A 23,580-nucleotide genomic window follows, 5' to 3' on the forward strand; every position below is an offset into this window, starting at 1 on the left:
GTCACCTCGTCGGGGCGAAGTCCCCCCAGACCGAGGCCGGGCCGCCGGCCGACTGGGCGTCGACGCGGTAGGTGTCGCCGGTCGTGTTGCGCGCGCCGGTGGCGTGGTTGAACTGGTCGGCGAACTCGTACTGCCCGACGGGCACCGTGCGGCCCGGCTTGAGGACCCATCGGTACACCAGGGCGCCGCCCGACTCCTGGACGGTGACGGTGAAGTCGTCGCCCGGGAGCGTGTGCCACTTGCCGGTGTCCCGCACCTCGCCGGTCTGGACGACGCGCATCTCGACGGTGAGCGAGGTGAGCGGCTGGGTGGTCTTCAGCACCAGGTTGTCCTGGCCCCAGTAGACCGTGGTGTGCGGGTCGACCGAACCGTCCGACGACAGCGGACCGTTCTGGGGCCGGCCGCTCGCCGTGGGTGTCGGCCGCGGGCTGGTCGGAGCCGCAGTGGTCGGAGCCGTGCTGGTCGGCGCGGCGGTGGGCGCCGGGACCGGGGCGCCGGAGGCGGGGGGCGTCGGCCTGGCCGGCGACGGCGTGGCCGGCTGGGTGGCCGTCGGGCTCAGGGTGGCCGGAGCGGTGACGACGGTGTCCGCCGGCGGTGGCGTCCCGACGATTCCGGCGACGGCGAGTCCGCCGGTCGCCAGGATGCCGGCGGTGGCGAGGCCCGCGAGGGCGGCCTTGGGCCAGGACCTCGCGAACGGCGAGCTCCGGTGGCGGACGGGCGGGCCGGCCACGCCGCGTTCGACGCGGGCCAGGATCCGCGCGCGGTCGGGCTGGTGGGCTTCGGCGGCCTCGCGCAGCTGCCGGGTGATGTGCTCGTTCACCGTGCGTTCCTCCTTCCTGTCGTCAGTACGCCGACCGCGTGCGCGCCGAGGGTGCGCTGCAGCTCGGCCATGCCCTTCGAGGTCTGGCTCTTCACCGTACCGACTGATATGCCCAGCGCCGCGGCGGTGTCCTTCTCCGAGAGGTCGAAGGCGTGGCGCAGCAGCACGCACGCCCGCTTGCGGAACGGCAGCCGGTCGAGCGCCGCACGGACGTCCAGCACGGCCGGGACGTCGGGGCCGTCGGTTCTCTCGGGGGCGCGGGACCAGAAGGCCAGCACCCGGCGCCGTTCGCGGATCGCGCTGCGGATCCGGGCCCGGGCCATGTTGGCGACCACCCCGCGCGCGTAGGCGAGCGGGTGGTCGGCCGCGCGGAGCCTGTCCCAGCGTTGCCACAGGGCGACCAGGGCGTCCGCGGCGATGTCGTCGGCCGCGTCCGCTTCGCCGGTCAGGAGGTGGGCGAAGCGGGCGAGTTCGGCGTAGTGGCGTTCGAAGAAGTCGTGGAACTCCACGGACGCGTCATCGAGGAGCATTTCCCCCGGTCGCCCTCTCCCTGCAATGTGATCGTTAACAACAGGCGTGAGCGTAGCAGTGCCGGAAGCCGGGCCGGGGCGGTGGTCGCCCCGGTGGGGGATCATCGCCGGGCGGCGGGCGAGCGGCGCGGTCAATGCCGGGTGAACTGGACGAGGGTGGGCTGGACCACGTCCGGCTTCACCGGCAGCCCGTCGACGGTCAGTTGCTCCCCGTAGACGTCGGTGACCCTGATCGACCCACCGCACCCGGTGCCGTCGGGGGAGAGGAAGTAGTTGTAGTCGGTGCGGGCCAGCTGCCGCCAGCCGCCCCCGGCCCGGACCTCCAGGGTCGCCACCGGGTTCCGGTGGCCGATCACCTGGATCCCGCACCACCACTGGGAGGAGCCGGACTTGTACCGGACCGACATGGTGGCGGGCGCCGAGCCGGGGCTCAGCTCCGTCCAGCTGATCGGGAGGCGGCCCACCGAGAGGTCCGCGAGCTTGCTGAAGGCCTCGTGGCTGAGGTCGAGTTGCCCGGGCGCGCAGGGCAGCGGGCACTCGTTGACGATCCGCACCGTGATGCTCGCCCCGTTGGCGGCGCGGACGAGGACGGTCGCCCCGCACGCCCTGGAAGTCTCGTAGTCGGTGTGGTTCATCGCCGCGACCATGAGGTCGGCGGCCGGGCCGAACGAGCAGGCGCCGCTGCCGTCGGCGGCGTCGTAGGAGGTCGCGACGCCCTGGTAGCTGGTCCCGGGCTTGATCCGCCCGGCCAGGGACGCCGGGGCCGGGGCGGAGCCGGCACCGTCGGCGGCGGCCTGGGCGGCCGACGGGGCTGCCTTGGCGGCGGTCGTGACGCCGGAGGCCGACGGCTTCGGCGTGGTGGTGGCCGACGGCGACGGGGTGGCGGTGGCCGAGGGCGTGGCCGTGGGCGTGGGGCTGACGGTGGCCGACGGCGAGGCCGCCGAGGGCGTGGGATCGGTCGGCGCGCCGGTGGCGGTCGGGGTGCTCGGCTCGGTCGCCGCGACGGAGGCCGCCGCGGGCTCCGCGGCGCCGGTGCCACCCCCGCCGCCCGGCAGGAGCGCGAAGGCCAGGCAGACCAGGACCCCGACCGCGACCAGCGCCAACGGTATGCCCAGGACCCACCCGCGCCTGCGGTTCGGCGGTGGGGCGGCGTGCTTCGTTGCCTTCATTCCCGTCCATTCGGTAGGTCGACTTCAGCGGGTCGACCTCGGGGGGTCGACTCGACGTTGCGCTGACCGGTGGTCGCCGGCGCCGGAAAGGTTGCCGCTCCGGCGCAGGTTTTTTCCTCGGCCCCGCGGGCGCCTCGCCCCCGGTGCGTCACCCGTCAGTTGCCGCCGCCGGCGGAAGGGTTGCCGCGCGTTCCGAGGAGGTTTCCGAGCGTGTGTCCGAGGCCACGGCGGCAGTCGCGCGGAGCCGGTGCGGTGGTCGCGGACGACCGCGAGTTCCACGCCTCGCCCGGGGCCACCCGCCGCGGGTGCCTCCCTCCCGAGGGGCACCCCCCGGAAACACGGCAGGGCGGGCGCGGTGTGGGAACACCGCGCCCGCCCTCGTCCCACCGGTCCGGGTCAGGAACCGGCCCGGCGCTTGTTGTAGACGTCGAAGCCGACCGCCGCGAGCAGCACCAGGCCCTTGATGACCTGCTGGTAGTCGGTGCCGACGCCGACCAGCGACATGCCGTTGTTCAGCACGCCCAGCACCAGGCCGCCGATGATCGCGCCCATGACGGTGCCGACGCCGCCGCTGGCGGAGGCCCCGCCGATGAAGGCGGCGGCGATCGCCTCCAGCTCGAAGTTGATGCCGGCCTGCGGGGTGCCGGCGTTGAGCCGCGCGGCGAAGACCAGCCCGGCCAGCGCCGCGAGGACGCCCATGTTGGTGAAGGCGAGGAAGACGACCCGCTTGCTCTTCACGCCGGAGAGCTTGGCCGCCGGCTCGTTGCCGCCGATGGCGTAGGTGTGCCGGCCGATGATCGAGTTGCGCATCAGGTAGCCGAAGCCGACCAGCAGCACGCCGAGGATCAGCAGCACGATCGGCACGCCGTGGTAGCTGGCCAGCAGCAGGGTGAAGGTGACCACGGCCGCCGTGATCACGGCGAGCTTGGTGAGGAACAGCGGGAGCGGGAGCACCTCCAGCCCGTACGAGGCGGTCTGCCGCCGGCCGCGCACCTCCTGCAGGACGGCGACGGCCAGCACCGCGAGGCCCAGCAGCAGGGTGAGGTTGTGGTAGTTGGTGTGCGGCCCGACCTCGGGGAGGAAGCCGCTGCTGATGCTCTGGAAGCCCTTGGGGAACGGCGCCACCGACTGGCCCTGCAGCAGGATCTGGGTGCCGCCGCGGAACAGCAGCATGCCCGCGAGGGTGACGATGAAGGACGGGATGCCGAGGTAGGCGATCCAGAAGCCCTGCCAGGCGCCGGCGAGGGCGCCGATCACCAGCGCCGCCACCACGGCCACCGGCCAGGGCAGGTGGTGCTTGACCATCATCACCGCGGCGGCGGCCCCGACGAAGGCGGCCAGCGAGCCGACCGAGAGGTCGATGTGCCCGGCGATGATGACGATCATCATCCCGATCGCCAGGATGAGGATGTAGCCGTTCTGCTGGATCAGGTTGGTGATGTTGAGCGGCTGGAGGAGGATGCCGTCCGTCCAGATCTGGAACAGCACCACGATCAGCGCGAGGGCGACCAGCATGCCGTACTGGCGCACGTTGCCGCGCAGCGCGCGGGCCAGCACGCCGCCGAGGGAGGGGCTGGGACCGGACTGCGGTGCCTTCGGGGACGAATCCGGGATGATCTCGGTCTGGGCCATGCCTCACACCTGCTCGTTGCTGGATGCGGCGCTCATGGTCATGAGCCGCATGAGGGATTCCTGGGTGGCGTCGGCACGGTCCACCTCACCGGTGATCCGGCCTTCGGCCATGGTGTAGATCCGGTCGCACAGGCCCAGGAGTTCGGGGAGTTCGGACGAGATGACGAGCACCGCCTTGCCCTGGGCGGCCAACTCGGCGATGACCGTGTAGATCTCGGCCTTCGCGCCGATGTCGATGCCGCGGGTGGGCTCGTCGAGGATCAGGACCTCCGGCTCGGCGAAGATCCACTTACTGAGGACGACCTTCTGCTGGTTGCCGCCGCTGAGCGTGCCGGTCCGGGTGAACACCGTCGGGGCCTTGATGTTCATGGTCCGCCGGAAGGACTCGGCGACCCTGGTCTCCTCGTGCCGGTCGACCCGGCCGTACCGGGCGACCTTGCCGAGGGCGCTCAGCGAGATGTTGCGGCTGATGTCGTCGATCAGGTTGAGGCCGAGCTGCTTGCGGTCCTCGGTGACGTAGGCGATGCCGTGCCCGATCGCCTCGGGCACCGTCCGGGTGCGGATCTCCCGGCCGTGCAGCCGTACCCGGCCGGCCGCCCAGCGCCCGTACGAGCGGCCGAAGACGCTCATCGCGAGTTCGGTGCGGCCGGCGCCCATCAGGCCGGCGATGCCGACGATCTCACCGCGCCGCACGTTCAGCGAGGCGCCGTCCACCACCATGCGCTGCTGGTCGATGGGGTGCCGGACGCTCCAGTCCTCGACCTCGAAGGCGACCTCGCCGATGTCCGGGGTGCGCTCGGGGTAGCGGTGCTCCAGGTCGCGGCCGACCATGCCGCGGATGATCCGGTCCTCGGAGATGCCGCCGGCGCCGATCGCGATGGTCTCGATGGTCCGCCCGTCGCGCAGGATGGTCACGGAGTCCGCGACCCGGGCGATCTCGTTCAGCTTGTGCGAGATGATGATGCAGGAGATGCCCTGCGCCTTGAGTTCGAGGATCAGGTCGAGCAGCTTGCGGCTGTCCTCGTCGTTCAGCGCGGCGGTCGGCTCGTCCAGGATGAGCAGCTTGACCTTCTTGGCCAGCGCCTTGGCGATCTCCACCAGCTGCTGCTTGCCCACGCCGAGGTCGGCGATCCGGGTGTGCGGGCTCTCGTCGAGGCCGACCTGGCGGAGCAGCTCGGCGGCGTGGGTGAGCGTCCGGTGCCAGCTGATGATGCCGCGGGAGGCGTGCTCGTTGCCGAGGAAGATGTTCTCGGCGATGGACAGGTACGGCACCAGCGCCAGTTCCTGGTGGATGATGACGATGCCGCGCTGCTCGCTGGCCCGGATGTCCTTGAACCGGCAGGGCTCGCCCTCGAAGAGGATCTCGCCCTCGTAACTTCCGTGCGGGTAGACACCGCTGAGCACCTTCATCAGCGTGGACTTGCCGGCGCCGTTCTCGCCGCAGATGGCGTGCACCTCGCCGGCGGCGACGCTGAGGTTGACCTCGGAGAGCGCCTTGACGCCGGGGAACGACTTGCTGATCGACCGCATTTCGAGAACGGGTCCAGCCATGGGTGTGCGTCCGTATCGTTCGGGGCGGTGCGGTGGGGGAGGGGGCCCGGGCTCACGGGGAGCCCGGGTTCCGCACCGCCGGTTTCGGCTCGGGGCCCGTCGGCCGGGCCCCGCGGGCTACTTGAGCTGGTCCGCGGTGTACTGACCGCTGTCGACCAGGACCTGCTGGTAGTTGTCCTTGTCGACGCTGACCGGCTGGAGCAGCTGGGCCGGGACGGTCTTCACACCGTTGTTGTACTGGCTGGTGTCGTTGACCTCGGGCTTTCCGCCGGTGAGCACCGCGTCGCCCATCTGGACGGCGGCCTTGGCGAGCTGGCGGGTGTCCTTGTAGACGGTCTGGGTCTGCTCGCCCGCGATGATCGACTTCACCGAGGCCAGCTCGCCGTCCTGGCCGGTGACGACGGGCAGCGACTTGGCGGTGCCGTACCCGACGCCCTTCAGCGAGGAGAGGATGCCGATCGAGATGCCGTCGTACGGCGAGAGCACGGCGTCGACGTGGGCGGAGGTGTAGGCCTTGCTCAGCAGGTTGTCCATCCGGGACTGGGCGACACCGCCGTCCCAGCGCAGCGTGGCGACCTGGTTGAACTCGGTCTGGCCGCTCTGCACGACCAGCTTCTTCTGGTCGATGTACGGCTTGAGCACGCTCATCGCGCCGTTGAAGAAGAAGGTGGCGTTGTTGTCGTCCGGCGAGCCGGCGAACAGCTCGATGTTGAACGGCCCCTTGCCGTCCTTGAGACCGAGCTTGTCGGCGATGTAGCTGCCCTGGAGGACGCCGACCTTGTAGTTGTCGAAGGTCGCGTAGTAGTCGACGTTCGCGGTGCCGCGGATCAGCCGGTCGTAGGAGATCACCGGGATGTGGTTGTCGGCGGCCTTCTGCAGCACGTTGGTGAGGGAGGAGCCGTCGATGGCGGCGATCACCAGCAGCTTGGCGCCCTTGGTGATCATGTTCTCCACCTGGGAGACCTGGTTCTCCACCACGTTGTCGCCGTACTGCAGGTCGGTCTTGTAGCCCTTGGCCTGGAACTCCTTGACCATGTTGTTGCCGTCGTTGATCCAGCGTTCCGACGACTTGGTCGGCATCGCGATGCCGACCAGGCCGCCCTTGGCGTCTCCCTTGGCCGGGCCGTCACCGGCGCCGTTGGCGCTCTGGCCGCAGGCCGCCAGCGAGAGCACCAGGCCCGCGGCGACGAGGCCCGCCGAAATCTTCCGCACAGTTCCTCCAGTGATGTTCCGCGACCGACGCAGAGCGACCCTGACTGGGCGACTGGTAGCGGTCGGGCGGGGCCGGCCGGGAGTCGGTCCTCGAGTCGGGAGTCGTCGATGTTACAGACGTCCTGGCCTGGCGTGACATGAGTGTTAACGCTAACAACCGTGGCGTCAAGGGCCCTTAGATCACTGTTGGATAGCGGCGCGCGGGCGTTCGGCCCGCCTGGACACGGCCGATCGGGGGTGCGGCGCCGGTCGGGGTCCGCCGGGTGGGCGTTCGGCGAATTCCTGGTGAACATCAGGTGTCGATCCGGGAGGTGGCGCCCGGCGCGCGGGCGGCGCCGGCCCGGTCGGTCGGGTGGCCGGGTTCGGGTCGGCGTCGGCCGGGCCGGCGCTGGTCGGGTCGTCGCCGGTCGCCTTCCGGGCCCCGCAGCCTCCGGAGAACAGGAGGTCCAGGCGCCCGTCGAGCACCCGGGTCACCAGCTCGGAGGTGGATCGATCGCCCGGTCCCGCAGCGTCTCAGGACTGCTCCGGGACGACCTCCACGCCGGCCGCGAGCATCGCGGCGGTGACCCGTCGGGCCACGGCCTCGTCGCAGATCAGCAGCACGGTCTGATCGCCCCGGTGGCGGGGCAGGTGACCGCCGCCGGCCTCCAGCAGCTGCCACTGGTCGCGTTCCGTGGTCCACAGCGGCTCCAGCTCGACCAGGGCGCGCTCGACCTCGGCCGCCTCGGCCGCAGCCCGGGCACGGCGGCCGGCCGGCTCGTTCGGCGCCGTGGCGCACAGGGCGACGCTCGTCAGGTAGCCGCGCTCGTCAGCGCACCGGATCTCCAGCTCCGCAGGCCAGTGGTCACCGACGGCCTCCAGCACCTCTGCGGCCGGGTAGCCGAACAGGTCGACTTCTCCGAGGACGACGGGTATGCCGCCCGGGACGCGCGAGGCCGACCGGCCGCGACTGAACACGATGGAGCGCAGGGGCAGTTCGCCGGGCCCGCCCGCGGGCCGGTCCGCCTGGCCCGCGTGGGCGGTCACTTCGACGTCGCCCCAGCGGGCGGTGAGGATCCAGGGGGCTTCGGACAGCGGCCGGACGTGACCGAGCCCCGTCAGAACCTCGGCCGCCGTCTGCGCGTCCGCCCCGAAGCGGAGGGTGCCCGTGTCGCCGGGCAGGGCGACCCCGGTGCCGGGCAGCAACTCGAACATCGGCCGATCGTGCACCGGGGCCGGCGAGGACGCAAGCGCCGGCGCGCGAGCCACGACGGATCGGCGATGAGCGGTCCCGGCCTTTCCGAGGGCCGTGAGGATCCCGGCTCACCGTGGACGGCGGGTCCCTCCCGGCACCGGTCAGTGGGCCGTCTCCTGACGCCCGGAGGGCTGTGGCTAGGGCAGGAGGCGTTTCCTGGCCGGCTCCATCACTTCGACGCGGCTCAGTGCCCCGTGGCCGGCGGCGAGGAGATGGCTGCCGAGGCGGATGGAGGAGGTCAGCATGCAGCGCGGCTCGACTTCCTGCTCGTCCGAGCAGAACGAGCCGAACAGGGAGCGCAGGTACTCCATCCGCCGGTTGTCCACCCGCCGTAGCCGCTCCGCCACGGCGTCCTCGCGTCGTGCCCGGTCGCGGACGGCGAGTTCCAGGGCGACGCCGCGGGCCGGCCCGTCGGCGGCCGCGGTGATGGTGAAGAGCCGGTCGAGCCGGGCCCTGGCGTCCCCGCCGCCGTCCTCGACCTCCTCGGTCACCGCTTCCGCGGCTTCCCGCTCCCAGGTACGGTCCTTCCGGCCGCCTCTACATGGCCGGCATCAGGCCCTTCCGCTACCTCGGCGTCTACGACAGCCTCCTGTGCGCGATCGGCACCCGCTGGCGGACGCAGTCCGGCGCCGCACCGCGCACCTGACCGTGGGCCCGCCGCGCGGGCCCACGGGGGCGGGCCCCTTCCGGTCGGCCCACCGCGGCATCGTCACCGTCAGGCGGGGGCGGGCGGGCGGGGCGCTGATGAGGGTGCGCAGCGCGACCTCCTCGCGGCTCCAGAGCCATGCCAGGAGTGCCGGCGCGCGGTGCGCACGACGAACCGTCAGCGAGCCGATGGGGCACCGACTCTGACGCTACGCCAGGTACCGACCGGACGTGCTGGCGGCGGGTCAGGAGAGGCCGGCGGACGTCTCGACGGGGTGCGGCCGCCAGGGTGCGGCGGCACCCGCGCCGACGTGCTTCGACTGCGTCGGGTTGCGACCCGGTGCACGCGGAGGACGCGATCACCCTCGGCCTCGGTGGCGTCAACGACGAGGGCGCCGGGGTACCCCTTCCTCTCCGGCGCCACGCGGTGCCCGGGCGCGTACGGGACCGGTGGCCGCTGTCCCGCGCCGTGGCTGTCCTTCGCCCTGCCGCGGGATCCGGACGGCGCCGCCGGCCGCGGTGCGCGCTCGCCCGGCCCCGGCCGTCGTGGTGTGACCCGGCCGCTGAAGGGGAAGACGTCGGAGTTGTCGGGACCGCGTCCGGGTCCGCGACGTCCGATCCGGCCCGTTTTTGGTGGTTGGGGCACACCCGTGAACGCTCACCTGCCGCAATGGCCACATGTGGTCGGCCCGTGGGACTGGTAAGAAGGTAGCCGCCCGATGGACCGAGGGTGACGGATCGGCCCGGACCCGGTCGCGTACTGTGGTCCGCAGTCGAGGAGGGGACTACGCGTGGGAACCGAGAGTGCCGGGACGGAACAGCGCCAGCCCGTGATGGCGGACGTGGCGAAACTGGCGGGCGTGTCCCACCAGACGGTGTCCCGGGTGCTCAACGGCGCGCCGCACGTGCGGCCGGACACCCGGGACCGGGTGCTGGCCGCCATCCGGGAGTTGGACTACCGGCCCAACTCGGCCGCCCGCGCCCTGGTCACCCGTCGCTCCCAGACCCTCGGCGTGGTCAGCTTCGACTCGACGCTCTACGGTCCCGCCTCGATGCTGGACGGCATCGAGCAGGCGGCGCGCAGCGCGGGGTACTTCGTGAGCGTGACCAGCCTGCGCTCGCTGGACGGCCGCTCGGTCCAGGAGGCCGTCGACCGGCTGCGCGACCAGGGGGTGGAGGGCGTCGTGGTGATCGCGCCGCAGACCTCCGCCGTCAGCGCGGTGGCCCGGCTCTCCAGCTCGGTGCCGATCGTCGCGGTCGGATCGGGCAACCAGACCAGGGTGCCCATGGTGTCGGTGGGCAACCGCTCCGGTGCCGGCGAGGCCACCGGGCACCTGCTCGACCTGGGCCACCGCACCGTGCACCACGTGGCCGGCCCGGCCAACTGGCTGGAGAGCCAGGACCGCGAGGAGGGGTGGCGGCTGACGTTGCAGGCGGCCGGCGCCCCCGTGCCGGAGGTGGAGCGGGGCGACTGGAGCGCCCGCTCGGGCTACCAGGCGGGCCTGCGGATCGCCCGGCTGCCCGAGGTCACCGCGGTGTTCTGCGCCAACGACCACATGGCCCTCGGTCTGCTGCGGGCCCTGCACGAGGCCGGCCGGGCGGTGCCGGAGGAGATCAGCGTGGTCGGCTTCGACGACATCCCGGAGGCCGCCTACTTCACCCCGCCGCTGACCACCGTGCGGCAGGACTTCGGTGAACTCGGCAGGCGGGCCCTGGAGTTGCTGGTGGGGGAGCTGGAGGGCGCCAGGCCCTCGCCGACCCATCTGCAGATCACCCCCGAGCTGGTGATGCGCCGCAGCGTGGGGCCCGCCCCCCGGCGGTGAACCACTGCCGGGCGCGGACGTCCGACCGCCCGCCGGCGCGGGCATCCGACCGCCCACCGGCGCGGGCTTTCGGCCGCCGTCCGGGTCCGCTGCCGCGCCCCTGAACCCCGCCTTCCGCAGGGAGCTTCCCGACCAGGCAACTTACCTTGACACCGGCGTTGTGAGCGTTAACAATCTCCGTGAGCGTTAACAAAGACGCCCTCCCAACTCCGCCGACCGGGCGTTCGCACCGCCCGCTTCCGAGCGCCCGGTCGGCGGCCACTCGTTCCGCCCTTCATGAGGGAGAGGTAGCGGAACGGAGCCTGTCGCCGGTGCGCTCCACCCTGCCCCGGTCACGGACCGCACCGGCGACAGGCGACACCCTCTTGCTCACGGCACCAACGCCGTTCCCCCGTACGAAGGATGAGCACGTGACCGTCACTCCCGCCGCCCCCGAGACGGACCGCTACGTGGTCGGCATCGACTTCGGCACCCTCTCCGGCCGCGCCGTCGTGGTCCGGGTCCGGGACGGCGAGGAGGTGGGCACCGCCGTCCACGAGTACTCGCACGCCGTCATCGAGCGCGAACTGCCCGGCACCGGAAAGCCGTTGCCGCCCGACTGGGCGCTGCAGCACCCGGCGGACTGGCGTGAGGTGCTGCGCACCGCCGTCCCGTCCGCGCTCGCCGCCTCCGGCGTCGACCCGGCGGACGTCATCGGGATCGCCACCGACTTCACGGCCTGCACCGTCCTGCCGGCACTCGCCGACGGCACCCCGCTCGCCGAGACGCCCGAGTGGGCGCCCCGCCCGCACGCCTGGCCCAAGCTCTGGAAGCACCACGCCGCCCAGGGACAGGCCGACCGGATCAACGCCCTGGCCCACGCCCGGGGCGAGAAGTGGATCTCCCGGTACGGCGGCCGGATCTCCGCCGAGTGGCAGTACGCCAAGGCCCTCCAGGTCCTGGAGGAGGACCCGGAGGTCTACGCCGCGACCGCCCGCTGGATCGAGGCCGCCGACTGGATCGTCTGGCAGCTCACCGGCGCCGAGAGCCGCAACACCTGCACGGCCGGCTACAAGGGCATCCACCAGGACGGGAGCTACCCGAGCGAGGACTACCTCGCCGCGCTCCACCCGGACTTCGCCGACTTCGCCCGGACCCGCCTGGAGCACCCGCTCTCCCCGCTCGGTTCCCGGGTCGGCTCGCTCACCGCACGGGCCGCCGAGTGGACCGGTCTGCCGGAGGGCATCGCGGTCGCCGCCGGCAACGTCGACGCCCACGTCGCCGCTCCGGCCGCCCGCGCCGTCGACAACGGCCGACTCCTCGCGATCATGGGGACGTCCACCTGCCACGTCGTCAACGGCGCGACGCTCGCCGACGTCCCCGGCATCTGCGGCGTGGTGGAGGACGGCATCGTCACCGGCTCCTGCGGCTACGAGGCCGGCCAGAGCGCCGTCGGCGACATCTTCGCCTGGTGGCTGCGCCAGGGCGTACCGGCCGACTACCTCGCCGAGGCCGAGGCCAACGGCGAGGACCTGCACCGGCTGCTCACCCGCAAGGCCGCCGCCCAGCCCGTCGGCGCGCACGGCCTGGTGGCGCTCGACTGGATGAACGGCAACCGTTCCACCCTGGTCGACCACCACCTGTCCGGCGTGATCGTCGGGCTCACCCTCGCCACCCGCCCCGAGGAGATCTACCGGGCCCTGCTGGAGGCCACCGCCTTCGGCACCCGGGTCATCGTCGAGGCCCTGGAGCGGGGCGGGGTCCCGGTCACCGAGTTCATCGTCACCGGCGGCCTCAAGAAGAACGCCCTGCTGATGCAGATCTACGCCGACGTGCTGCGCCGCCCGGTCTCCGTCGCCGAGTCGGAGCAGGGCCCGGCGCTCGGCTCCGCGATCCACGCCGCCGTCGCCGCCGGGGCGTACCCGGACGTGCGGACCGCGGCCGAGGCCATGGGCCGCGTGCAGCAGGGTGCCTACCGGCCGGACCCGGCCGCCGCCGACACCTACGACCTGCTCTTCGCCGAGTACCGCGCGCTGCACGACCACTTCGGCCTCGGCGCCGACAAGCTCCTGCACCGCCTGCGCGACATCCGGAACGCCGCCCTCACCACACCGAGCGAGGCCTTGTGAACGCCGCCAAAGCAACCAACGGGACCAACCCGACCAACCCGACCAACGGCACCGTCGACCTGATCCGCCGCCAGGTCAGCGACCTGCACCAGGAGCTGGTCCGCTACAACCTGGTGGTCTGGACCGCCGGCAACGTCTCCGCCCGCGTCCCCGGCGAGGACCTGCTGGTCATCAAGCCCAGCGGCGTCTCCTACGACGAGCTGACGCCGCAGAACATGATCGTCTGCGACCTGGACGGCAACGTCGTCGAGGGCGACCACGCGCCCTCCTCCGACACCGCCGCGCACGCCTACGTCTACCGCCACCTGCCCGAGGTCGGCGGGGTGGTCCACACCCACTCCACCTACGCCTGCGCCTGGGCGGCCCGCGGCGAGGCCGTCCCCTGCGTGCTCACCGCGATGGCCGACGAGTTCGGCGCCGAGATCCCGGTCGGCCCGTTCGCCCTGATCGGCGACGACTCCATCGGCCGCGGCATCGTGGACACCCTCAAGGGCCACCGCTCGCCCGCCGTCCTGATGCAGAACCACGGTGTGTTCACCATCGGCGAGGACGCCAAGGCCGCCGTGAAGGCCGCCGTGATGTGCGAGGACGTCGCCCGCACCGTCCACCTCTCCCGCCAGCTCGGCGAACCGCTGCCGATCGCCCAGGCGGACATCGACAGCCTCAACTTCCGCTACCAGAACGTCTACGGCCAGACCCAGGCCCGGTGAGGAGCCACCCCATGAAGAAGCCACTGGAGGGCCGTCAGGTCTGGTTCCTGACCGGAAGTCAGGGGCTCTACGGCGAGGACACGCTGCGCCAGGTGGCGGAGCAGTCCCGGCGGATCGCCGAGGAGTTGAACCGTGACCTCGTGCTGCCGGTCGAGATCGTCTGGAAGCCCGTCCTCACCGACGCCGAGGCGATCCGCCGGATCTGCCTGGACGCCAACTCCGCGGACGACTGCATCGGCCTGATCGCCTGGATGCACACCTTCTCCCCGGCGAAGATGTGGATCGCCGGGCTGGACGCCCTGCAGAAGCCGCTGCTCCACCTGCACACCCAGGCCAACGTCGATCTGCCCTGGCAGACCATCGACATGGACTTCATGAACCTGAACCAGGCCGCCCACGGCGACCGGGAGTTCGGCTACATCCAGTCCCGCCTCGGGGTGCCGCGCAAGACCGTCGCCGGCCACGTCAGCGACCCGACCGTGTCCGCCAGGATCGCCGCCTGGGCCCGCGCCGCCGCCGGCCGCGCCGAACTGCGCAGCCTCAAGCTCGCCCGCTTCGGCGACAACATGCGCGACGTCGCGGTCACCGAGGGCGACAAGGTCGAGGCCCAGCGGCGCTTCGGCGTCTCGGTCAACACCTACGGCGTCAACGACCTCGTCGCCGCCGTGGACGCGACGGACGACGGCGCCGTCACCGCGCTGGTCAAGGAGTACCAGGACGCCTACCTCCTCGCCCCCGAGCTGCGGGCCGGCGGGGAGCGCCACGAGTCGCTGCGGTACGCGGCGAGGATCGAACTCGGTCTGCGCGGTTTCCTGGAGCAGGGCGGCTTCCGGGCCTTCACCACCAACTTCGAGGACCTCGGCGGACTGCGCCAGCTGCCCGGCCTCGCCGTGCAGCGGCTGATGGCCGACGGCTACGGCTTCGGCGGCGAGGGCGACTGGAAGACCGCCACCCTGCTGCGCACCCTCAAGGCGGCCGCCACCGGACTGCCCGGCGGCACCTCCTTCATGGAGGACTACACGTACCACCTGGAGTTCGGCCAGGAGCTGATCCTCGGCGCCCACATGCTGGAGGTCTGCCCGAGCATCGCGGCGGCCATCCCCTCCTGCGAGATCCACCCGCTCTCCATCGGCGGGCGCGAGGACCCGGTCCGGCTGGTCTTCGACGCCGAACCCGGCCCCGCGGTGGTGATCGGCCTCGCCGACCTCGGCGACCGCTTCCGGCTGGTCGCCAACGAGGTCGACGTGGTCGCGCCGCCGGCGCCGCTGCCCAACCTGCCCGTCGCCCGCGCCGTCTGGCGGCCGCGCCCGGACCTGCACACCTCCACCGAGGCCTGGCTGACGGCCGGCGGGCCGCACCACACCGTGCTCTCCGGCGCACTCGGGACCGAGGAGCTGGAGGACCTCGCCGACATGCTCGGCGTGGAGCTGGTGATGATCGACGACGACACCACCATCCGCCGGTTCACCAAGGAGCTGCGCTGGAACCAGGCCTACCACCGCCTGGCCCAGGGGCTGTGAGACCCCTGTCCGGTACCGGTGACGCCCGCCCGTCCGGCGGGCGTCACCGCTTTCCCCCGGTCCCGCGAGAACGGAGCAAGCCCGTGCCGGAAGAAGCCCTGGTGTCCCCGGGTGAGCTGACGGTCTGCCAGAAGGTCGCCGCCGTCCTGCCGGACGGCCGGCCGGTCACCCAGTGGACCATCGGTTCGGCGGAGGGCCCCACGGCGGAGGTGCTCAGCCTGGGTGCCCGCCTCCACGCCCTGCACGCCCCGGACCGGCACGGCCGGCGGGCGAACGTCGTGCTGGGCTGCGAGGACGTCGAGGACCTGCTCGGCGGGGCCGCCTACTTCGGCGCCACCGTCGGCCGGTACGCCAACCGGATCGCCGACGGCCGGCTGCCGCTCGGCGGCACCACGCACCGGCTGACGACCCAGCCCGGCGGCCACACCCTGCACGGGGGAACGGACGGCTTCGCCACCCGGCTCTGGGAGGGGGTCCCGGTTCGGGAGGGACGGCGGGCCGGCGTGCGGCTCCGGCTGCACAGCCCCGACGGCGACCAGGGGTTCCCGGGGGCGGTCGACGCCGAGGTGACGTACCTGCTCGACCCGGCCGGCGCGCTCTGGATCGGCTACCGGGCGACCACCGACGCCCCCACGGTCGTCAACCTCACCAACCACGCGTACTTCAACCTGGCCGGCGAGGGCAGCGGAACCGTGCTCGACCACCTGCTCCGGGTGAACGCCCCGGGGTACCTGCCGGTCGACGCGGACCTGATCCCGCTCGGCCCGGTCGCCCGGGTCGCCGGCACGCCCTTCGACCTGCGCGAGGCGGCGGTGCTCGGCGAGCGCGTCGCCGACCCGGACCCGCAGATCCGCGGGGCCGGCGGGGGCTTCGACCACAACTGGGTGCTCGCCGGGAACGGGTTCCGCAGGGCCGCCGTGCTGAGCCACCCGGCGAGCGGCCGGCGCGTCGAGTGCCTGACGACGGAACCGGGCATCCAGGTCTACACCGGCAACCACTTCGACGGCTCGCTGACCGGTCGCTCCGGCCGCCCCTACCACGCGTACGCGGGCATCGCGCTGGAAACGCAGCACTTCCCGGACTCGCCGAACCGTCCCGAGTACCCCTCCACCGTCCTGCGCCCGGACGAGGAGTTCCGCTCGACGACGGTGTACTGCTTCTCGGCGGACTAGCGGACGGTCCGTCGAGGGGAACGGGGGCGGCGGGCCGGCAGGGGCCCGCCGCCCCTTCACGTCGTCGCCCGGACCGTGCCGAGGACCTCGGACGCCCGCCGGGGGGGGCATGCGACGGGCCGGGCCGCGCCGGTGGCGCGACCCGGCCCGTGCACCTGTCGTCCTAGCGTGCGCCGAGGAGGTGTTCGAGCGCGAGCTGGTCCAGCTGCTCGAAGGCCATGCCGCGCCGGGCGGCGGCCTCGACGTCGAACTCCTCGAAGGCGGAGCGGTCCGCCAGCAGTCCGGCCAGGCCGTCCCCGGCGGTGGGCAGGGCCAGCTCGGGCAGCCGGGAGGCGGCGAGCGCGGCCTGCACCTCCGGGTCGGCCCGGAAGGCGCGGGAACGCTCGGCCAGCAGCAGGTAGTTGCGCATGCAGCCGGCCGCCGAGGCCCAGACGCCGTCGAAGTCCTCGGTGCGCGGCGGCTTGAAGTCGAAGTGCCGCGGGCCGTCGTAGCCCGCCGACTCCAGCAGGTCGACCAGCCAGAAGGCCTGCCGGAGGTCGCCGGCGCCGAAGCGCAGGTCCTGGTCGTACTTGATGCCGGACTGGCCGTTGAGGTCGATGTGGAACAGCTTGTCGTGCCACAGGGCCTGGGCGATGCCGTGCGGGAAGTTCAGCCCGGCCATCTGCTCGTGGCCGACCTCCGGGTTGAGGCCGACCCGCTCGGGGCGCTCCAGCGCGTTGATGAACGCCAGGGCGTGGCCGACGGTGGGCAGCAGGATGTCGCCGCGCGGCTCGTTGGGCTTGGGCTCGATCGCGAACCGCAGGTCGTAGCCCTGCTGTTCGACGTACTCGCCCAGCAGGTCGAAGGCCTCCTTCAGCCGGTCCAGCGCGGTGCGCACGTCCTTGGCCGCGCCCGACTCCGCGCCCTCGCGGCCGCCCCAGGCGACGTAGACCGAGGCGCCGAGCTCCACGGCCAGGTCGATGTTGCGGATCGTCTTGCGCAGCGCGTAGCGCCGGACGTCGCGGTCGTTGGCGGTGAACGCGCCGTCCTTGAAGACGGGGTGGGTGAACAGGTTGGTGGTCGCCATCGGGACCTTCAGCCCGGCGGCGTCCAGTGCGGCGCGGAAGCGCTTGACCGTCTCCTCGCGGGTGGCGTCGCCCGCGCCGAAGGGGATCAGGTCGTCGTCGTGGAAGGTGACGCCGTGGGCGCCGAGTTCGGCCAGTCGCTGCACGGTCTCGACCGGGTCGAGGGCGGGGCGGGTCGCGTCGCCGAAGGGGTCGCGCCCCTGCCAGCCGACGGTCCACAGGCCGAAGGTGAACTTGTGCGCGGGGGTGGGGGTGAGGCTGTCGCTGGACATGGAGCGGCTCCGGAACAGTGCGGAGGGGTGTTTGTCAGGGCTCTCAACAAATTAGTATGCCGGAACCTGAGAAGGAACCCCCCATCGGAGGAACGCATGGCTGAGCAGCGTGTCGTGATCGGCGTCGACAGCTCGACCCAGTCCACCAAGGCCCTCGCCGTCGACATCGACACGGGCACCGTGCTGGGCGAGGGCCGCGCCCCGCACCAGGTGAGCGAGGGCGCCGGGCGGGAGAGCGACCCCGAGCAGTGGTGGCGGGCGTTCGAGGAGGCCGCCGCCGCAACGGGCTGGGCCGAGCGCGCCGCCGCCGTCTCGATCGCCGGCCAGCAGCACGGCCTGGTCACCCTGGACGCGGCCGGAGCGCCGGTGCGCCCCGCCCTGCTGTGGAACGACGTCCGCTCCGCCCCCCAGGCGGCCGAGCTGCGGGCCGCGATCGGGGCCGCGGAGCTCGTCCGGCGCGCCGGGAGCCTGCCGACCGCCGCCTTCACCGCCCCCAAGTGGGCCTGGCTGCGCGCCCACGAGCCCGCCGCGGCCGACCGTGTCGCCGCCGTCCGCCTCCCGCACGACTTCCTGACCGAGCGGCTGACCGGGGAGGCGGTGACCGACCGCGGTGACGCCTCCGGCACCGGCTGGTGGGGGCCGGACGGCTACGACAAGGACCTGCTCGACCGCATCGGCCTCGACCCCGCCCTGCTGCCCCGGGTCCTCAGCCCCGGCGCGCGGGCCGGCGCGGTCCGCCCGGGGACGGTGCTGCGCGAGGGCGCCCTCGTCGCCGCCGGTACCGGGGACAACATGGCCGCCGCCCTCGGGCTGGGCCTGCGGCCCGGACAGCCGGTGCTCAGCCTCGGCACCTCCGGGACGGTCTACGCCGTCGGCCGGGAGCGGCCGGTGGACCCGAGCGGGACGGTCGCGGGCTTCGCCGACGCCCTCGGCGGCTGGCTGCCGCTGGCCTGCACGCTCAACTGCACCCTCGCCGTCGACCGCTTCGCCACCCTGCTCGGACGCGGGCGCGAGGAGGTCGAGGCCGGCGGCACCGCGGTGGTGCTGCCCTACCTGGACGGCGAGCGCACACCGGACCTCCCGACCGCCTCCGGCCTGGTCCACGGGCTGCGCCACGACACCACCCCGGGGCAGCTGCTCCAGGCCGCCTACGACGGCGCCGCCCACGCCCTGCTCACCGCCCTGGACGACGTGCTGCGCGCCGGCGGCGGGGCCGGGCCGGGCGACGAGCCGCTGCTGCTGATCGGCGGCGGCGCCCGCGGCCGCGCCTGGCAGCGGACCGTCCTGCGGCTGTCGGGCCGGGCCGTCCGGGTGCCCGAGGCCCGGGAGCTGGTCGCGCTCGGCGCGGCCGCCCAGGCCGCCGCGCTGCTCACCGGCGAGCCCGCCGACGCGGTGGCCCGCCGCTGGCGCACCGCCGAAGGGCCACTGCTGGAGCCCGTGGCACGGGACGTGGACGCACTCGAACGGATCGGCGATACCCTGCGTCGGGCCGGGGCCTTGCAGGGAGCCCCGGCCGGGGACCGGTAGGAGGGGCGGCGCGTGACAGTGGTCGGCAGAGCGGGGACCAGCCGGGGGAGCGGACCCGCGTCGCAACAGGACATGCGCCGGCGGAACCTCTCGGTGGTCCTCGGCGCGGTCGCCGCGCACAGCCCGCTCGCCCGACCGCTGTCGCGCGCCGACGTCGCCGGACGCGTCGGCCTGACCAGGGCCGCCGTCTCCTCGCTGGTCGACGAACTGATCGGACGGGGCGCCCTGACCGAGGCGGAGACCGCACCCGACGGTCGGGTCGGCCGCCCCGGGCGCGCGCTGTCGGTGAGCGACGAGGGCCCGGCCGGCCTCGGTCTGGAGATCGGTGTCACCCACCTCGGCGCGTGCGTCGTGGACCTGCGCGGCGAACCCCGGGTGTGGCGCCGGGCGGACCGGGCGAACGCCGGCCGACCGGCGGGGCAGGTGCTGGCGGAGCTCGCCGCGCTGGCCGCCGAGGCGGAGGCCGAGGCCCACGGCCTCGGGCTGCGCGTGGAGGGCCGGGTGCTGGCCGTGCCCGGCGTGGTCCCGAACGGACCGGTCGGGCGGGTCGAGCGCGCGCCCAACCTCGGCTGGTGCGCCCTCGACGTCGCCGACCACTGGCCCGACCCGGCCACCGTGCCCGAGCCGGAGAACGAGGCCAACCTCGGGGCGCTGGCCGAGTACTGGAGCGCCGAGCAGGCCGAGCAGACCTTCGTGCACGTCTCCGCGGACGCCGGGATCGGAGCCGCCCTGGTCATCGACGGGCGGCTGTTCCGCGGCGCCCGCGGCTTCGCCGGCGAACTCGGCCACGTCCCCGTCCACCCGGACGGCCTGCCGTGCCCCTGCGGCGCGCGCGGCTGCCTGGAGCAGTACGCGGGCCAGGCGGCCGTACTGCGCGAGGCCGGCCTCCCGCAGTACGGCCCGGGCGCGCCGGGTGCCGCGGAGGCCGGCGACCCGGTCGTCCTGCTGGCGGAGCGGGCCTCCGCCGGGCACGCACCGACCCTGGCGGCGCTGGACCGGGCCGGCCGCGCCCTCGGCCTCGCCCTCACCTCCGCCGTCGACCTCATCGACCCGGACGGTCTCGTCCTCGGCGGCACCTACGCCGAACTGGCCGAGTGGCTGCTGCCCTCCGTCCGGGCCGAGCTCGCCGACCGGGTCACCGTCCGGCCGTGGACCGCGGAGGCGCTGCGTCCGTCCGCCCTGGGGCGGCGCGGCCCCGTGCTGGGCGCGGCGCGGACCGGCGTCCGCCGGATCATGGCGGACCCCACGCTGCTGCCCGTCCGCTGACGGCCGGGGGAGCGCCCCGGGACCCGCCGGTCAGTCGTGGTCGACCACGACCATCGCGTGCCCGTCCGGGGTGGTGACCCGCACGTGGACGTACGCGCCGTCGTGCCGCCAGGGCAGGTCCTGCCCCGCGGGCTGCAGCCGCACCGAGCGCGGCGCGTCCGCGAGCCGGAGGGCGACCGGGACGTCGAGCAGCGGGAAGGGGTCGTGCACCAGGTCGAGCTCCGGCGTCTCGCGGGACGGGACGAAGCTGATCAGGTGCACCACCGTGCCGGTGGCGGTGCGCTGCACGGTGGTCTCCAGGTGGACCGGCCCGCCGGCCCGCAGGACCGGATCCGGCAGGAGCCGGTCCAGCGCCGCGCCGAGCAGACGGCGGTACGCCTCCAGGCCGTGCTCGTGGAAGGCCTCCAGCAGCGGGACGGTCACCACGGCCACCCCGTCGCCGACGACCACGGCCGCCTCGTCGGTCGGGTCGGCCGGGGGTGTGTAGGAGTGGCCGCAGAACCGGTCCCAGGAGCGCGGGAAGTAGGGGGCCACCACCCGGGCCAGGACCTCGGCGCCGGGCAGCGCCCGGGCGGTCAGCCGGGAGCCGTGGCCGATGACCGGGAAGTCCTCGGGGACGCCGGGCACGTTCTGGCAGGCGAGGAAGGACTCGCCGACCGGGGCCGGTGCCAGACCCTCGACCGGGAGGCCGGGCAGCGCGGGCAGGGCGGGCACGCCGGCCCCGGTGCCGTTCCTGAGCAGGGCCGGACCGACCAGCAGCACGGCGCCGCCGCCCCGCCGGTAGGCGTCCAGCCGCTCGGCCAGCTCGTCGTCGACGGGAGTGCTCTCCGGTACCACGACGGCCCGGTAGCCGCCCAGGTCGGCGGTCGGCGGGACCACGTCGAACTGGACCCGCAGCTGCTGCAGTGCCCGGACCGCACCGATGTTGCCCGCGCCGGGGTTGTCGCCGAGCGCGGGGTCGACGACGAGGGCGACCTCGCTGACGACCCGTCCGCCGTCGAGGAACGGTTCGCACCGCGCGATGTGCCGGTAGACCGAGCCGATCAGCTCGTACGCGGCCCGGGCGGGCACCCCGCGCGGGTGCAGCACGTCGCCCACGCCGCTGGTCAGGCCTTGGGCCAGCATCTGACTGCACTCGTAGAGCAGCGCGGCCCCGGGCTTGAGGGCGGCGTTGTCCCCCCAGCTCTCGTGGAAGCGCCCGGTGTGGCTGAGCACGGGCAGCCCCAGCGGGCGGACGAACCGGGCCACGTACGGCAGGAAGGCGTAGCCCCAGCCGCCGGTCGGCAGGCCCTCGACCTCGACGTGCCGCAGGAACTGCCGCTCCTCGGGCAGCCCGGTCTTGGGGCGGCTGTTGAACCAGACGCCCTGGACGGCGTCCGCGGGCAGCGCCTTCTCCACCATCGCGGAGTAGCGGGCCATGTAGCGCTTGGCCACCAGGTCGGCGTAGCGGTCGCGGTGGTCCGCGTCGGCCGGGTCGAGGCCCTCGCGGCGCATCCCGTCCACCGCCCAGCGGCTGACGCTCGGCTGGTTCCAGCACATGTCGATGAAGATCCCGTCGACCGGGGCGAAGCGGCGCAGCACCTCGTCCAGCTGGTCGGCGAAGTGGTCGGCGTAGGGGCTGGACATGTCGAGGACGTTCCAGGCCGCCTCGAAGGCCGAGGCGCTCCAGCGGGCGAGCTTCAGGTCCTCGCCGAGGGCGATCCACTCGGGGTGCTCCCGGGCCGCGTACTCGTCGACCTGGAGGGAGAGGTAGATCGGCGTGCGGATGCCCACGGCGTTCAGGGCCCGGACCTGTTCGGTGAGCAGGTCCTGGTCCGGGGCGAGGCCAGGGTGGCGCTCCGGCCGGTCGGTCCCGTAGTAGAGGTGGCCGTGGTGGCACTTGGCGAAGAGGGTGACGCTGTCGACGTGGGCGTCCTGGAAGGTCCGGGCGAAGGTCACCGGATCGAAGTCCCTTCCCACGTCGGGGATGTCGGGACCGGTGTGGAAGTCCAGGTGCACGGTTCGCCGGGGGAAGCGGTCGCTCGTGTGAACGCTAACATCTCCGAGAGTCATGGGACGGGTCTATCGGAGAAGCAGTCGTGGCGTCCAGAAGGTCCGCGGGACGATCCGCGAAATCGCCTGTCAGGTCGCTGAGTCCGCGAGGGCCGCGGCGCCCGACCCGAGGATCGGGTGATCCCGCCGTCGCCGAGACATGGGATCTCTTCCGGTGTCGGTGCGGCTATCCGAACAGGCGCCGCTGGATCTCCCGCCGGTAGTCCTCCAGGGTCCGGTCGAGGTGTGCGGCCGTGGCCGCGGCGGCCTCGTCGGGCCGGCCGTCGCGGATGGCGCGGTAGATCGCCTCGTGCTCCTCGACCGCGGCCCTGGTGCCTTCGCTGAGCATGTCGTGGATGCCGATGGCGCTGGACTGGCGCTGCAGTCGACGCGCGTCGCGCACGGCGCTGAGCAGGAAGGTGTTGTGGGCGGCGGTGGCGACGGCGCTGTGGAAGTCGTCGTCGGCCTGGTTGAACACGTCGACCTGGCCCTGGACGAACCCGTGCCGGCACTGCTGCATGGCGACCTCGATCGTGCGCAGCTCGGCCGGGGTGGCGCGGGTGGCCGCGAGACTGCTGGCGGCCGTCTCCTGGACCTTGCGGAACTCGAAGAGCATGAGGACGTGGTCGAGGTCGACGGGGCGGAAGAACCCGCCCCAGCGGCTGGTGATGAGCATGCCCTCGTCGTCCGCGACGAACAGGCCCCGCCCCTTGTGCGCCCGGACGCGGCCGAGTGCGGAGAGGATCTTCACGGCCTCCCGGACCACCGCCCTGCTGGTGTTCAGCGTCTGGGCCAGATCGTGCTCGGTGGGCAGCCGGTCGCCCGGGACCAGGCGCATCTCGGCGATGTACTCCAGGATCTGCTCGGACACGATCTCGTACCCGGGGCGGTAGTCACGACGCTCACCGGCCGCTCCGTTCACCGCTGCCGCGGCAGCGGGAGGGGCCTGCGCGGGCGAGGCCGTGTCGGTCGCGGGCGTGTCGTTCATCTGTCCTGCCTCCGGTGTGGCTGGCGCGAGGGGGCGACTGGCTTGTGAGCTGAGCCATCGTACCGCAGGGGAGTATGAGTAGTACTCATTCTTCAGAGGGTGCGGACTTGAGTCGGGGAATGAAACGGGGCGAACCCCAGAAAATGGCTTATGTGAACGCCACCATCGGCGGCCAGTCGTCCGAAACCGTTCTGAATGAGGTTGTGAGAACTCTTGACGAACCTTTCGATAGGGCGGCTAATTTATCCCCCGAGGGCGGCAGTGAACGACGGCCCTCGGCAACGACGCCAGAGCGGGACGGCCGGC

Annotated in this window: 18 protein-coding genes; 7 read left to right on the plus strand and 11 right to left on the minus strand. The window is 73.2% G+C overall.

The genetic code is table 11. From position 1 onward, the window contains the following. Nucleotide 1: 1 nt before the first annotated feature. The 8 genes from ACIRD3_RS19130 to ACIRD3_RS19165 all read right to left on the minus strand — a co-directional run bounded on the left by ACIRD3_RS19130 (nucleotide 2) and on the right by ACIRD3_RS19165 (nucleotide 8,639). Nucleotides 2-820 (minus strand): hypothetical protein, encoded by an 819-nt coding sequence (locus tag ACIRD3_RS19130; RefSeq protein ID WP_402217766.1) that lies wholly within the window; start codon nucleotides 818-820, stop codon nucleotides 2-4. Beyond that, complete coding sequence (locus ACIRD3_RS19135; RefSeq protein ID WP_402217769.1) at nucleotides 817-1,350, minus strand: SigE family RNA polymerase sigma factor; 534 nt, start codon at nucleotides 1,348-1,350, stop codon at nucleotides 817-819. The genes ACIRD3_RS19130 and ACIRD3_RS19135 overlap by 4 nt, the downstream gene beginning before the upstream one ends. A gap of 131 nt (nucleotides 1,351-1,481) precedes the next feature. Continuing rightward, the gene (locus ACIRD3_RS19140) at nucleotides 1,482-2,519 is read right to left on the minus strand and encodes an expansin EXLX1 family cellulose-binding protein (RefSeq protein WP_402217771.1); all 1,038 of its coding nucleotides are present in this window, start codon (nucleotides 2,517-2,519) and stop codon (nucleotides 1,482-1,484) included. 396 nt (nucleotides 2,520-2,915) lie between these two features. Continuing rightward, complete coding sequence (gene mmsB / locus ACIRD3_RS19145) at nucleotides 2,916-4,151, minus strand: multiple monosaccharide ABC transporter permease (RefSeq protein WP_402217773.1); 1,236 nt, start codon at nucleotides 4,149-4,151, stop codon at nucleotides 2,916-2,918. 3 nt (nucleotides 4,152-4,154) lie between these two features. Continuing rightward, a complete protein-coding gene (gene mmsA / locus ACIRD3_RS19150; protein ID WP_402217776.1) occupies nucleotides 4,155-5,702 on the minus strand; it encodes a multiple monosaccharide ABC transporter ATP-binding protein in 1,548 nt (515 codons plus the stop codon). Between the two features lie 117 nt (nucleotides 5,703-5,819). Continuing rightward, the gene (chvE, locus tag ACIRD3_RS19155; RefSeq protein WP_402217779.1) at nucleotides 5,820-6,914 is read right to left on the minus strand and encodes a multiple monosaccharide ABC transporter substrate-binding protein; all 1,095 of its coding nucleotides are present in this window, start codon (nucleotides 6,912-6,914) and stop codon (nucleotides 5,820-5,822) included. A 513-nt stretch (nucleotides 6,915-7,427) separates the two neighbouring features. Then, nucleotides 7,428-8,108, minus strand: coding sequence for a hypothetical protein (locus ACIRD3_RS19160; protein ID WP_402217782.1), 681 nt, complete (start codon nucleotides 8,106-8,108; stop codon nucleotides 7,428-7,430). 177 nt (nucleotides 8,109-8,285) lie between these two features. Further along, entirely contained in the window at nucleotides 8,286-8,639 is a 354-nt protein-coding gene (locus ACIRD3_RS19165; protein ID WP_402217784.1) for a hypothetical protein, read from the minus strand. A 945-nt stretch (nucleotides 8,640-9,584) separates the two neighbouring features. Here ACIRD3_RS19165 and ACIRD3_RS19170 point away from each other — a divergent pair. From ACIRD3_RS19170 to ACIRD3_RS19190, 5 genes are all read left to right on the plus strand, one after another. Further along, nucleotides 9,585-10,616: a LacI family DNA-binding transcriptional regulator gene (locus ACIRD3_RS19170; protein WP_402217787.1), complete on the plus strand. Its 1,032-nt coding sequence runs from the start codon at nucleotides 9,585-9,587 to the stop codon at nucleotides 10,614-10,616. A 410-nt stretch (nucleotides 10,617-11,026) separates the two neighbouring features. After that, nucleotides 11,027-12,724 (plus strand): ribulokinase, encoded by a 1,698-nt coding sequence (locus tag ACIRD3_RS19175; RefSeq protein WP_402217790.1) that lies wholly within the window; start codon nucleotides 11,027-11,029, stop codon nucleotides 12,722-12,724. Next, nucleotides 12,721-13,434, plus strand: a complete 714-nt coding sequence (locus ACIRD3_RS19180) for an L-ribulose-5-phosphate 4-epimerase (protein WP_402217793.1) — start codon at nucleotides 12,721-12,723, stop codon at nucleotides 13,432-13,434. The genes ACIRD3_RS19175 and ACIRD3_RS19180 overlap by 4 nt, the downstream gene beginning before the upstream one ends. An 11-nt stretch (nucleotides 13,435-13,445) precedes the next feature. After that, complete coding sequence (gene araA / locus ACIRD3_RS19185; protein WP_402217796.1) at nucleotides 13,446-14,954, plus strand: L-arabinose isomerase; 1,509 nt, start codon at nucleotides 13,446-13,448, stop codon at nucleotides 14,952-14,954. A gap of 83 nt (nucleotides 14,955-15,037) precedes the next feature. Continuing rightward, complete coding sequence (locus tag ACIRD3_RS19190) at nucleotides 15,038-16,126, plus strand: aldose epimerase family protein (RefSeq protein ID WP_402217798.1); 1,089 nt, start codon at nucleotides 15,038-15,040, stop codon at nucleotides 16,124-16,126. A 163-nt stretch (nucleotides 16,127-16,289) separates the two neighbouring features. Here ACIRD3_RS19190 and xylA read toward each other — a convergent pair whose 3' ends face one another. Next, the gene (xylA, locus tag ACIRD3_RS19195; protein ID WP_402217801.1) at nucleotides 16,290-17,462 is read right to left on the minus strand and encodes a xylose isomerase; all 1,173 of its coding nucleotides are present in this window, start codon (nucleotides 17,460-17,462) and stop codon (nucleotides 16,290-16,292) included. Nucleotides 17,463-17,558: 96 nt separating this feature from the next. Here xylA and xylB point away from each other — a divergent pair, with 96 nt between their 5' ends. Both xylB and ACIRD3_RS19205 read left to right on the plus strand, forming a co-directional pair. Continuing rightward, entirely contained in the window at nucleotides 17,559-18,989 is a 1,431-nt protein-coding gene (gene xylB, locus ACIRD3_RS19200; protein WP_402217804.1) for a xylulokinase, read from the plus strand. Between the two features lie 72 nt (nucleotides 18,990-19,061). After that, nucleotides 19,062-20,255, plus strand: coding sequence for an ROK family protein (locus ACIRD3_RS19205; RefSeq protein ID WP_402217807.1), 1,194 nt, complete (start codon nucleotides 19,062-19,064; stop codon nucleotides 20,253-20,255). 30 nt (nucleotides 20,256-20,285) lie between these two features. Here ACIRD3_RS19205 and ACIRD3_RS19210 read toward each other — a convergent pair whose 3' ends face one another. Next, nucleotides 20,286-22,307: an alpha-amylase family protein gene (locus ACIRD3_RS19210; protein WP_402217810.1), complete on the minus strand. Its 2,022-nt coding sequence runs from the start codon at nucleotides 22,305-22,307 to the stop codon at nucleotides 20,286-20,288. Nucleotides 22,308-22,473: 166 nt separating this feature from the next. Further along, entirely contained in the window at nucleotides 22,474-23,274 is an 801-nt protein-coding gene (locus tag ACIRD3_RS19215; RefSeq protein WP_402217813.1) for a FadR/GntR family transcriptional regulator, read from the minus strand. Nucleotides 23,275-23,580 lie beyond the last annotated feature (306 nt).

The organism is Kitasatospora sp. NPDC093550, from assembly GCF_044764985.1.
GTDB lineage: Bacteria > Actinomycetota > Actinomycetes > Streptomycetales > Streptomycetaceae > Kitasatospora.

What these genes read in the sequence shown, in the direction of transcription:
- ACIRD3_RS19135 (WP_402217769.1), bottom strand. Translation starts at nt 1,350, where the DNA reads ATGCTCCTCGATGACGCGTCCGTGGAGTTCCACGACTTCTTCGAACGC.
- ACIRD3_RS19210 (WP_402217810.1), bottom strand. Translation starts at nt 22,307, where the DNA reads ATGACTCTCGGAGATGTTAGCGTTCACACGAGCGACCGCTTCCCCCGG.
- ACIRD3_RS19215 (WP_402217813.1), bottom strand. Translation starts at nt 23,274, where the DNA reads ATGAACGACACGCCCGCGACCGACACGGCCTCGCCCGCGCAGGCCCCT.
- ACIRD3_RS19160 (WP_402217782.1), bottom strand. Translation starts at nt 8,108, where the DNA reads ATGTTCGAGTTGCTGCCCGGCACCGGGGTCGCCCTGCCCGGCGACACG.
- ACIRD3_RS19140 (WP_402217771.1), bottom strand. Translation starts at nt 2,519, where the DNA reads ATGAAGGCAACGAAGCACGCCGCCCCACCGCCGAACCGCAGGCGCGGG.
- xylB (WP_402217804.1), top strand. Translation starts at nt 17,559, where the DNA reads ATGGCTGAGCAGCGTGTCGTGATCGGCGTCGACAGCTCGACCCAGTCC.
- mmsB (WP_402217773.1), bottom strand. Translation starts at nt 4,151, where the DNA reads ATGGCCCAGACCGAGATCATCCCGGATTCGTCCCCGAAGGCACCGCAG.
- xylA (WP_402217801.1), bottom strand. Translation starts at nt 17,462, where the DNA reads ATGTCCAGCGACAGCCTCACCCCCACCCCCGCGCACAAGTTCACCTTC.
- mmsA (WP_402217776.1), bottom strand. Translation starts at nt 5,702, where the DNA reads ATGGCTGGACCCGTTCTCGAAATGCGGTCGATCAGCAAGTCGTTCCCC.
- araA (WP_402217796.1), top strand. Translation starts at nt 13,446, where the DNA reads ATGAAGAAGCCACTGGAGGGCCGTCAGGTCTGGTTCCTGACCGGAAGT.
- ACIRD3_RS19205 (WP_402217807.1), top strand. Translation starts at nt 19,062, where the DNA reads ATGCGCCGGCGGAACCTCTCGGTGGTCCTCGGCGCGGTCGCCGCGCAC.